The following is a 12,622-nucleotide window of genomic DNA, read 5'->3' on the forward strand; positions in this document are numbered from 1 at the left end:
CACGTCTCTTAGTTAACTACAAATCAAACTAAATAATTATTTATGAAGATTTTTAAATCTATGCTACTATTGCTCTTTGTTTTATTACTGAGCAATTGTAAAGATTCATCGACAAAAACGGATACATCAGATGTTATCAAGACTGAACAACATACTGATAGTGCTGGTTTTAATTATGAAACCGTATCTAACGACCCAACAGGTCTAAGGTTGTATACTTTGGATAATGGGATGAAAGTGTATTTGGCAAAAAACGAAGAAGAGCCAAAGATTCAAACCTATATTGCCGTACGTGCAGGGTCTAATTATGATCCTAAAGAGACTACTGGTCTTGCACACTATCTAGAGCATATGGTTTTTAAAGGTACTGATGAAATAGGGACGCAGGATTTTGCAAAGGAAAAAGTACTGCTAGATCAGATTTCAGATTTGTATGAAGAACATAAAAAGGAATCTGATCCTGAAAAGAAGAAAGCGATTTACAAGAAAATTGATGAAGTCTCTCTAGAAGCTTCAAAAATTGCAATATCTAACGAATATGATAAAATGATTAGTTCTTTGGGAGCTCAAGGAACTAATGCACATACCTGGTTTGAAGAAACTGTATATAAAAATAAAATTCCGGTAAACGAATTAGATAAATGGCTTAAGGTAGAAAGTGAGCGTTTTAGTCAACTTGTACTTCGTTTATTCCACACGGAGCTTGAGGTGGTATATGAAGAATTTAACAGAACTCAGGATAACGATTTTAGAAAATCGTATTATGCTACTCTGGAAGGGTTGTTTCCTAACCACCCTTACGGACAACAAAGAACCATTGGAACTTCGGACCACTTGAAAAACCCTTCTATGGTTGAAATTCATAATTATTTTGATAAGTACTATGTTGCTAATAATATGGCTGTGGTATTAGTAGGGGATATTGAGTTTGATGAAACTATCAAAAAAGTGAATGACGCCTTTGGAGGATATGAGAAAAAAGAGGTGGTACATCCGGTTTTGCCAAAAGAAGAGCCAATAACAAGCCCTATTGTTAAAGAAGTGTTTGGTCCAACCTCAGAGAATGTTGCAATTGCATATCGTTCTGAAGGAATTGGTTCTGAAGAAGAAAAATTGTTGACCATGGCAGATATGATTTTAACCAATGGAAAAGCAGGACTTATAGACTTAAATTTGAACCAAAAACAAATGGTGCAAAATGCAGGTTGTTCTCCAATGTTCCAAAATGATTATGGGTTCCATAGATTTAGTGGTACACCAAAAAATGGACAAACGTTAGATGAAGTAAAAGATCTGATTTTAGGAGAAATAGAGAAGCTGAAAAAAGGAGAGTTTGAAGATTGGATGATGTCAGCGGTAATTAATGATCTTAAACTGTCTCAAACTAGAGAGTATGAGAATAATACTGCATTAGCAAGTGCATATTATAACGCCTTTATTCACCATCAGAATTGGGAGGATAGAGTTAAGTTCCTTGACGACCTTAAAAAGATTACTAAGCAAGAATTGGTAGATTTTGCAAATAAATTCTATCAGGATAATTATGTAGTCACTTATAAGCGCAAGGGAGAAGATAAAAATGTTGCTAAGGTAGAGAATCCAGGAATCACTCCGGTTGAGTTGAACAGAGATAAACAGTCTAAGTTCGTTACTGAGTTCTATGAGATTAAGACCTCTCCTTTACAACCAAAATTTATTGACTATAAAACAGCCATCAAGCAAACAAATACAGAGAATGGTTTAGAGGTGTCTTATATCGAAAACCCAAACAACGATCTATTTAGTTTGAATGTCATCTTTGATATGGGTAAAGATAATGATCGTAAAGCTTCTCTTGCGGCTGGATACCTTGATTATTTGGGTACCGATAAATATTCTCCGGATGAGCTTAAAAAAGAGTTCTATAAGTTAGGAATTAACTATAGTGTAAGTGCTGGTTCTGATATCACTTATGTAGGATTGTCTGGACTTAAAGAGAATTTGGATGCTGGTTTAGCACTTCTTGAGCACCTTTGGGGTAATGCCGTAGCAGATCAAGAAACGTATAATAAATATGTAGATAAAATCGCTAAGGCTCGTGATGATAACAAAACTCAAAAAGGAAATATTTTGTGGAATGGTTTGATGAACTACGGTATTTACGGAGACAACTCTGCTTTACGTAATATTTATACCATCGCAGAACTTCAAGAAATAGATCCAAATGAGTTAGTAACTAAAGTGAAAGAACTTAAAGGGTTTAAACATCGTATTTTCTATTATGGTAAAGATGTTGATGCGGCTATAGCTTCATTGAATAAGAATCACGTTTTGAATGGAGATCTTGCTGATTATCCAGAAGAAACAACCTACTTAGAAAAAGAAACAGGTGGAAATGTATATTTTGTAGATTATGACATGGTACAGAGTGAAATGGTATTCTTGGCCAAAGGATCACAATTTGATCCATCAAAACTTGCTGCTTCCAGACTTTTTAATTCTTATTTTGGTAGCGGTTTATCGTCTATCGTTTTTCAAGAGATTAGGGAGTCAAAATCTTTAGCGTATTCTGCATTCTCTGCATATTCAAATGCTTCAGAGAAAGATAAATCCAACTATATCTACGCATATCTTGGTACACAAGCTAATAAAATGCCAGAAGCCGTCGATGCAATGATGGATTTGATGACCAATATGCCAGAGGCTGAACAACAATTTAATGCTGCCAAAGAAGCGACATTAAAGAAAATTGCTGCAGAGAGAATTACAAAATCTAATATTTTCTGGCGTTATGAAGGCCTTAAGAAAAGAGGGATCGACAATGATAATCGCGAGGAAATGTATAATACGATCAAAAATATGACTCTGAAAGATTTGAAAAAATTCTTTAATGAAAACATTAGTGGAGAGACATATAATGTATTAGTGATTGGAAATAAGAAAGATGTGGATATGAAAGCGCTTTCAAAACTTGGAAAAGTTCAGGAAATGGATGTTGATTTCTTATTCAATTACGAAAAGAAAAAAGAAGATATTAAATTATAATATCAGAGCATTATAGATTGCAAACCCCGTGATAAAACACGGGGTTTATTCTTGGTCAGCAGTTTGTAATTCTTATATTTGATATCACAATATATAAACAACAAAATTTTATAGCGCTAATGAATCTCTTACAAGGTAAAACAGCAATTGTTACTGGGGCTACTCGTGGTATAGGAAAAGGAATAGCTGAAGTTTTTGCTCAAAATGGAGCAAACGTGGCTTTCACCTACAGTTCTTCTGTAGAAGCGGCCAAAATATTAGAAAAAGAACTTAACGACTTAGGAGTTAAAGCAAAAGGATATCAAAGTAATGCCGCTGATTTTGAGCAAGCGCAAGAGTTGGTAAAGGATGTGTTAGAAACTTTTGGAAGTATTGATGTTCTTGTCAATAATGCTGGTATTACCAAAGATAATTTATTGATGAGAATGGGAGAAGAGGACTTTGATAAAGTGATCGAAGTAAACCTGAAAAGTGTTTTTAATATGACCAAAGCTGTACAGCGTACTATGCTTAAACAAAGAAAAGGAAGTATTATCAATATGAGTTCGGTGGTTGGTGTAAAAGGAAATGCCGGACAGGCAAACTATGCAGCTTCAAAAGCTGGTATCATTGGTTTTTCTAAGTCGGTTGCACTTGAGTTAGGTTCGAGAAATATAAGAAGTAACGTGGTGGCACCTGGTTTTATAGAAACTGAAATGACGCAAAAGTTAGATGAAAAAGTAGTAGAAGGATGGAGAAATGCTATTCCTTTAAAAAGAGGAGGTACTCCAGAGGATATTGCTAATACATGCCTGTACTTGGCAAGTGATCTAAGTGCTTATGTTACTGGGCAGGTATTAAATGTGGATGGAGGAATGCTTACCTAAACAGAAGTTGGGTGAGATAAGAACAGTAATGTCTTTCAATGCAAACAGAAACAATTTTATTGATCATAGCAGCCTTTATAATCTCCTTGATTGTATCGTTATATCAGTATTTATATAAAGCAAAGAGTACAACCAAAAAGAGTGTATTCTTTGCTTTTTTACGTTTTCTGAGTGTTTTTGCAATTTTGTTGTTATTGATTAATCCTTCTTTTAGGAAAAAGACTTTTTTTACAGAAAAGCCTAAGTTAATTGTTGCTATAGACAACTCATCATCTATGTCTTATCTTAAACAAGAACAAGGGGTTGTCTCGTTTGTAGAACGTATAAAAAACAGTAAGGAAATTAATGATCGTTTTGATATAAACTACTATTCTTTTTCTGATGATTTAAAAGACTCACTAAAGCTAAGTTTTGATCAAAAACAAACGAATATTTCCAGAACTCTTGAGGATTTAAGTCAGATTTATAAAAGTTCAACTGCGCCAACGATATTGGTAACAGATGGAAACCAAACATATGGTAGGGATTATCAGTACAGTAGTTCTAGATATAAACAACAAGTTTATCCCGTTATCGCTGGAGATACTATTACAGTAACAGATACTAAAATTGCACAATTAAATGTTAATCGATACGCTTATTTAAAAAACAAATTCCCTGTAGAGGCTATACTCACATATTCTGGGGATCAAAGTGTAAGTGCCAGATTTCAAGTGTCCCTGGGTAATGCAGTAGTATTTAGTCAAAACATTACTTTTACAAAAGAAGAAAATTCCAAAGTCATTAATTTCACATTGCCTGCTACTCAAGTTGGAGTGGTGCAGTACAATGCCAGATTGATTCCTTTAGAAAGTGAAAAGAACAAAGTAAATAACACCAAGGCTTTTGCGGTTGAAGTAATTGATCAAAAAACCAATGTACTACTTGTTAGTGATATGGTACATCCCGATTTGGGTGCAATTAAGAAAAGTGTTGAAAGTAATGAAAGACGGAGTATTACAATCCTAAAAACATCTGAAGTAAAAAACTTAGATGATTATCAATTAATTATTCTATATCAGCCCAACAGTAGATTTAGAGGAGTTTATGAGAAAATAAATACTGCGCGAAAGAATTATTTGACTATTGTAGGGTCTAAAACAGATTGGGTATTTTTGAACAAAACACAAAATAAGTACTATCAAGAGATTACGCGACAGACAGAATACTATATCCCGAGATTTAATCCTAATTACAGTACTTTTTTATTTGATGATATCGGTTATGAAGGGTATCCACCGTTGATTGGTAACTTTGGAGAGATTAGAATTTCTTCAAATCACGATGTACTATTGTATCGTACCATTGGTAATATCCAAACCGAAGAACCTTTATTAGCTACTATAGAAGAGGACGGTATTAGAGAGGCTATACTTCTTGGAGAAGGTTTTTGGAGATGGAGAGCTCAGAATTTTCTGGATACCAAAAACTTTGAGAGTTTCGACGATTTCTTTTCCAAGCTGATTCAATATTTGGCTACAAACAAACCAAAAAGTAGATTGAATACCATTTCAGAATCCTTCTACTATGGTAATGCAAATATTAAGATCAAAGCAGAATACTTTACGAAGAACTACGAGTTTGATAATAGAGGAAGCCTACAAATTAGTTTAAAAAATAAGGAAACCGAGGAGACTCAAACCATTCCAATGCTACTAAAAAATAATTTGTACGAAGTAGATTTGAGTAATTTGAAAGCTGGAAATTATGATTTTACGGTAGCTGTTTCCGGAGAAAATATTTCGCGATCAGGAAGTTTTACAGTTTTGGAGTATAATGTAGAACAACAATTTTTGAATGCAGATGTAACAAAGTTGAAGCAGGTAGCTACTAATACTAATGGAAAGTCATACTTTATAGGGCAAGACGAAAAATTAATTCAGGATTTAATTCAAGATCAACGTTATCAACCTATTCAAAAAAGCAAAGAAAATGTGGTATCTTTAATTGACTGGAAATATCTTTTAGTCATTATCATCCTATTACTAGGGATAGAATGGTTTGCACGCAAGTATAACGGACTCATTTAAAATTAAAAACTCAAAATTATTATGGAAAAATTACCAAAAATAGGATTGCCAATTTTGATCCTTATTGTGTTAAGTATCGTTTTTATCTCTAAGTCTACTGTGACTATTGGTTCTGGAGAGGCTGGAGTATTATATAAGACTTTTGGAGGAGGTGTTGTGACAGAAAAGCCGCCATTAGGAGAAGGATTTCATCTTGTGGCTCCTTGGAACAAAGTAATTGTTTACGAAGTGAGACAGCAAGAAGTATTTGAGAAAATGCAAGTGTTATCATCTAATGGATTAGAGATCAAATTAGATGCTTCTGCATGGTTCCAACCTGATTATGAGAAATTGGGACTATTACACCAGCAAAAAGGAGAGAATTATGTAAATAGAGTGCTGTTACCAACAATTAGATCTGCTGCTCGTAGTGTTGTAGGAAGATATACTCCAGAACAATTGTATTCTAGCAAGAGAGACGCGATTCAAAAAGAAATTTTTGAGGAGACCAAAAAGATTGTAGGCAATCAATTCATACAGTTGAATGAAGTTTTGGTTCGTGATGTAACTTTGCCGCCAACGATAAAAGAAGCGATAGAAAGAAAGTTAAAGCAAGAACAAGAAGCATTGGAGTATGAGTTTAGACTAGAAAAAGCCAGAAAAGAGGCTGAAAGACAAAAAATTGATGCAGAAGGTAAGGCAACAGCCAATAGAATTTTGAATGAATCACTTACCGATAAAATCCTAAGGGAAAAAGGAATTCAAGCTACTTTAGAACTTTCTAAATCACCTAATGCAAAGGTAGTTGTAGTAGGGTCCGGAAAAGACGGGATGCCTTTAATTTTGGGTAATCAGTAGACATACAGCATACAAAATTCAGTTGTCAATTTGATAGCTGAATTTTGTTATTTTCAATATATCTGTTTTTAATTCGTTTATTTTATTAAATTCGCAATTCATATGTTAAGAAATGGGTTTTAGGGTGTTAATATTTGGTTAATTACCGTAATTCTTTTACTTTTAAGCCATAAACTCAACTTATTAATATGAAAAGAAAATTATTTCGCCCCATTGCACTGGGCCTAGGCTTGGTGGTTGCACTTCTTGCTTACACATTAACCACCCCAAAAACAGAAAAATCCCAAAATCAAAATGATGACATTGTAAATTTGAGAGCACAACATGCAGAGCATTTGGCTAATAGTCCTTTCAAAAACACCTTACAATTATCAAAAAAAGAACGTAAAGCTCAAGGCTTACCTCCTAACAGGTATTTTGAGCAGATGTGGGAGTTAACGATGAACCCAAAAAGTGGTCGTACTCACCCAGAGAACATTTTCTCACTTCAAGAACAGCTAAAAGCTAAATTTGCGAAAAGAGCTCCTGGAGATGATCCTAACAACCCATGGATAGAAAGAGGTCCTAATGATATAGGAGGTAGAACTCGTGCTATCATGTTTGACCCTAATGATTCATCCAACCGCCGAGTATTTGCTGGAGGTGTAAGTGGAGGTCTTTGGGTAAATGATAATATTACCTCGTCTACGTCTCAATGGAGTAGAGTACAAAATGTACCAGGAAATCTATCAGTTACTTCGATTACTGTAGATCCAAGAAACTCGAATATCTGGTACGTAGGTACAGGAGAGCAGTATACTGCTGGAGATGTGGTTGGTAACGGTGTTTACCGATCTACAGACGGTGGTAATAGCTGGCAAGCACTTAGTATTCCTGCTGCCGGAGCCGCTACTTTTAGTTTTAATGCAAATAACTTATTCCTTTCAGGGTTATTTTATGTAAATGACGTTGTAGCTTGGAATAACACATCACAAAACCGTACAGAATTATTTGTAGGAGTTGGTGCTCATGTATATGGAGATGCGAGTAACCCTTCAAATTGGTTAGGTTTACAGACTGCAGGTTTATATAGATCTGTAGATGGAGGTTCTACCTGGAATCGTATTGAGTCTTCGAATTTAGCGTTTGATTTCCAGGGAACGAACTATTATATGATTCCTAATGATTTTGAAGTAGGAGCAGATAATACATTATGGATGGGAACCATCACAACTCCAGGTATTGGAGGTGGTGGTGGAGGAAGAGTCTTCAGTTCTACCAATGGTGGTACTTGGACCGAAGCAGCTGCTTCTCCTTTAGCAGATTCAAATCGTGTAGAAATTGAGGTTTCTTCTACAGATGCTAACAAATTGTATGCACTTACACAAGGATCTACAGACCCAGTGCATATTTATAGAACAACAAACAAATTTGCTTCGGTTACTGAAACTGCACTACCTAATGATGCAGATGGTGGTATCCCAGCAAACGATTTTACCAGAGGACAGGCATTTTATGACTTGATGATCGAAGCTGATCCTAATAACGATGATATTGTTTATGTAGGAGGTATTGATTTGTTTAGATCTACCAATAGTGGTAACTCTTGGAGTCAAATTTCAAAATGGTCTAACAATTCTGGATTAGCAAGTCTTAGTGTATCACTTGTACATGCTGATCAACATGCAATGACCTTCAGACCAGGAAATTCTAATCAGGCGATTTTTGGTAATGATGGAGGGGTGTATTACGCATCTGATTTATCTCGTGGTTCTAACTCGAATGTATTTGGAGCTAGAAATAGCAATTTCAATGTAACACAGTATGTAAAAGCAGGTATCGGTCCAAACGGAACAAATGATGTTACTGGTATTTTTACTGCAGGTGCACAGGATAATGGTTCTCAAGCATTTAGAAATGCTTCAGCTGGAATTAATGGATCAGAAGAATTATCTGATGGAGATGGATTCTATACGTTTGTAGATAAAGATGGGCAGTACATGACTGCAACTTTTACAAATAATGTGATTTATAGATATAACTTACCTTGGGATGGTAGAGGAAGAAGACAAGGTGGAGCGACTACTATCCTTAATGAAAGAACAACAGGAGATTTCGTAAACCAAATGGGATACGATAGTGATGCTAATTTCTTATTATCGAATGCGTCTTCAGGTGGTTCATTCTCGATCAAAACGATCGATGTTGCTGGTAATCGTAATAATAATATTACCAATGCTGTCTTAACGGCAAAACCAACGGCATTTATTGCTTCTCCTTTTGCTAATAATACTTGGTATGTAGGAGCAGCAGATGGAAAATTATTCAGACTTACTAATGTTGGTTTGGGTACAGCTTCTTGGACAGAAATCAATACACCATTTGTAGGTTCAGTTTCTTCGGTAAGATTAGGAGCTACTGCAAATGATATCATGGTGTCTATCCATAACTATGGTGTAACCAGTGTTTGGTTCTCTAATGACGGAGGAGCAAATTGGTTGAACAAGGAAGGTAACTTACCAGATATTCCAGTTAGAGATATACTTCAAAACCCATTAGATAGAAACGAAGTTATCCTAGCTACACAATTAGGTGTTTGGGTAACAACTAACTTTAATGATGCTAACCCTAATTGGGAGCAGGCATATAATGGAATGAGTGACGCAAGTGTAACTTCATTTGATTATTGGGCTAAAAATGGTAATGATAACGATAATGTAATCATTGCATCTACTTACGGTAGAGGAGTGTTTACAGGATCATTCACCTCTAATTCAGTTGCAGATACACAAGCACCAAGTACTCCAACAGGTTTATCAGCTTCAAATATTGCTGAAACTACTTTGACATTAAGTTGGAATGCTGCTACAGATAATGTAGGTGTTGTAGGATATGATATCTATCAAGGAAATTCTAATTTAGGATCGGTTACAGGAACAACTGCTAATATCACAGGGTTAACAGCAAATACTGCATACCAATTCAGAGTAAAAGCCAAAGATGCTGCTGGTAATGAGTCTGGTTTCAGTAATACAGCTTCTGCTACCACAACTGGTGGATCAACAGGAGGTTCTGGTTGTGTGTCAGGAATTTCTTCATTCCCGTACAACGAAGGATTTGAAAATACAATTGGAGCATGGAGCCAATCTACAGCAGATGATCTAAATTGGACTGTAGACGCAAGTGGAACTCCATCTAGAGATACAGGACCATCTTCTGCTACTCAAGGAAGCTTCTATATTTTTGTTGAGGCTTCTGGTAATGGAACAGGTTTCCCAAATAAACAAGCAATAATTACTTCCCCTTGTTTTGATCTATCTGGACTTAGTGCTGCTACGTTCTCATTCAGCTATCATATGTTTGGAGCCAATGATATGGGTAGTATTGCATTAGAAGTAAGTGATGATAATGGTTCTTCATGGACAAGCGTTTGGAGTGAGACGGGTAACAAAGGAAACTCTTGGTTAAATGCAAGTGTTGACTTAGCATCCTACGTTGGAGGAAGTATTCAAGTACGATTTAATAGAATTACAGGTGGTACGTGGCAAGCAGATATCGCTATAGACAATGTGTCTCTTTCTTCTGGAGGAGGAACATCTACGCCACCACCGGCAGATATTTGTGCTGGAGTTGCAGAATACGACAGCACAAGAGCTTACAGTGCTGGAGACCAAGTAACATTTAGAGGGTCGTTGTATGAAAGAACAACAACAGGTTGGATTAACTTAGGTACTTGTGGTTCGACTACAGCAGCGGTAGATGGTACTTTTGTAGATCTTAATGATTTTGATACGTCATTAGCAATTACCTTGTATCCAAACCCAGCTAAGAATAACTTATTCATAGCAAGTGCAAACACCAATACTAAAGCATACAGCATCTTTAACACGCTAGGGCAACTAGTTGACGAAGGAAATGCTGAAAATGCAATTGATGTTTCACAACTTCAAAATGGATTATATACTATAGTAATTAATGGACAAACTCAACGATTTATTAAAAACTAACATATAGTATACTAATTATAGTAGGAAAGCCTTGAATACTTGTATTCAAGGCTTTTTCATTTGCACTCATTTATCTTATGAAATGAGGAACAAAAAAAGCCTTCATGTATCATGAAGGCTCAGCAAAATAGATCATGGTTAGTGTTACTATTTCTGCTTTAATTTTTCTGCTTGTTTGGTCCACTGATCTCTCTCAATTCGACCAGGAAAAAACTGAATAAGTTGCGTGACTGTTTCAATATCTTCGGCAGTGAATCGGCTAATTTGATCAAACGTGTAAATCCCTATTCCGTTTAATTTTTCCTCAATAAATGGACCAATACCACTTATTAACTTCAAATCATCCTTTTGAGAAGCATCCGCTTCACCAAAACTAGCAAAGTTCAACTTAGGTTGCTCTCCTGTAGGAGCTGGTGCACTCGAAATAGGAATACCACCGTGATCTCTGGTTTTGATCGCTTTAATTTCATTTTCTGAAGAAGCTTTGTTCGAGAATGTCGATTTGGCTTTAGTATATTCAGCATTTTTCAATATCGAATTTTGTCGTTGACATTCTTCGAGTTCAGCTTTGTATTTATTTTTTAGTGCCCATCGGGATAATAGCCATCCTAACAAAAATGCTAGGAATAGCAGTAAAAGGAGACACCACCAATTGGCTTCGTTTAAAAATTCTAACATAGTTGTGGTTATTTAATTTACAATGATTTCTATTCTTCTGTTTTTTGCTCTGTTTTCTTCACTGGTATTAGGAACAATAGGATTAGATTCTCCTTTTGAAGTAGCCTTAACCTTATCAGCGTCGATTCCTTGAGATATTAAATACTGTCGTACATTATTGGCACGCTGTTGTCCAAACCAGAGATTTGCTTCCTCATCTCCAACATCATCGGTATGCCCAGTCACACGTACACTTTTATCTGGATATTTGTTGAGATAGTTCTTTAATTCCAGAGCATAGTTGGATAACGTTGCATCGGGTTTAAATGTCTTCTCACCAAAATTGGAGTATAACGTTCTATTAGCGACACTTTTCTCTACTTCAACAGTACGTTCTTCGGTTAATGTTTTAAAAAGTAATGAAATACCTCCAACATGATTACCATCAGCATTGTATTCATAATCTTTTACCTCGCTAGAAGTACTGATTCTATCGGAATTAATCCCTGATTTTATGAATAAGTCTTTCATAAAAGTGGCCCGGGTTAATCCAAGTTCATCTTCTGTATTGTTTTCTTCTGAGGTTTCATAACCGGTAATCAAAAGTTCTTTGTTTTGATTTTTCCCGAGATAATCAGCAACCAAATCACCAATATCAGCAATGGCATCTGGTATAAATACATCACCGTTTTTGTTATTGATTTGAAGTTGACCTTTGAGAGTTAGTACATCTTGATCGTCATCATCTTTGATAACAAAATTGAGTTTCTGTTGTTCGATAGCAGCAATGCTATCTTCGTAAGCTTTCCTTGCAGCAGCTTCGCGTTTGAGTCTAATTTTTTCTTCGTTTTTTAGGTTTTGTCCGGTTTCCCGAGCACACCAATCGCAAGAATAATACCACCACATTGCCAGCCATGCGAATAGCAAAAAGATAAGAAATGAAATGATTTTTTTCATAAGTTGTTGATTAGTATTGTCTTTTAAAGTTATAAAAATGTTTATAATCAACCTATTACGCCAAATAATTATTGAAGATTTATGCTGATAAAAAGATTAATAACAAAAAATTAAGTTGAAATGCATTTTGAAAACATATTTTTTATAAATTCGCGAAGTATTAGAAAACAATGAGAAACATATTTGTACATCATCACCATTCAAACATATTCGCTCAGGCGTGGTA

At 35.5% G+C, this 12,622-nt stretch carries 7 protein-coding genes; 5 read left to right on the forward strand and 2 right to left on the reverse strand.

Annotated elements, in window-relative coordinates:
- The first annotated feature begins 42 nt into the window (after positions 1-42).
- From ACXAGJ_RS01025 to ACXAGJ_RS01045, 5 genes are all read left to right on the forward strand, one after another.
- A complete protein-coding gene (locus ACXAGJ_RS01025; protein ID WP_474836320.1) occupies positions 43-3,024 on the forward strand; it encodes a M16 family metallopeptidase in 2,982 nt (993 codons plus the stop codon).
- 119 nt (positions 3,025-3,143) lie between these two features.
- On the forward strand, positions 3,144-3,890 hold the full coding sequence (gene fabG, locus ACXAGJ_RS01030; RefSeq protein WP_474836322.1) for a 3-oxoacyl-[acyl-carrier-protein] reductase: 747 nt from the start codon (positions 3,144-3,146) through the stop codon (positions 3,888-3,890).
- Positions 3,891-3,928: 38 nt separating this feature from the next.
- Positions 3,929-5,959 carry a VWA domain-containing protein gene (locus tag ACXAGJ_RS01035; RefSeq protein ID WP_474836324.1) on the forward strand — a complete coding sequence of 677 codons (2,031 nt, stop codon included), beginning with the start codon at positions 3,929-3,931 and terminating at the stop codon, positions 5,957-5,959.
- A gap of 21 nt (positions 5,960-5,980) precedes the next feature.
- Entirely contained in the window at positions 5,981-6,796 is an 816-nt protein-coding gene (locus tag ACXAGJ_RS01040) for a prohibitin family protein (protein WP_073313199.1), read from the forward strand.
- Between the two features lie 188 nt (positions 6,797-6,984).
- Positions 6,985-10,782 (forward strand): T9SS type A sorting domain-containing protein, encoded by a 3,798-nt coding sequence (locus ACXAGJ_RS01045; protein WP_474836326.1) that lies wholly within the window; start codon positions 6,985-6,987, stop codon positions 10,780-10,782.
- Between the two features lie 147 nt (positions 10,783-10,929).
- Here ACXAGJ_RS01045 and ACXAGJ_RS01050 read toward each other — a convergent pair whose 3' ends face one another.
- The gene (locus tag ACXAGJ_RS01050) at positions 10,930-11,460 is read right to left on the reverse strand and encodes a hypothetical protein (protein WP_473286753.1); all 531 of its coding nucleotides are present in this window, start codon (positions 11,458-11,460) and stop codon (positions 10,930-10,932) included.
- Positions 11,461-11,472: 12 nt separating this feature from the next.
- A complete protein-coding gene (locus ACXAGJ_RS01055; protein WP_474836328.1) occupies positions 11,473-12,396 on the reverse strand; it encodes an OmpA family protein in 924 nt (307 codons plus the stop codon).
- Between the last annotated feature and the right edge of the window lie 226 nt (positions 12,397-12,622).

The organism is Aquimarina sp. AWH4_224 (assembly GCF_056160245.1).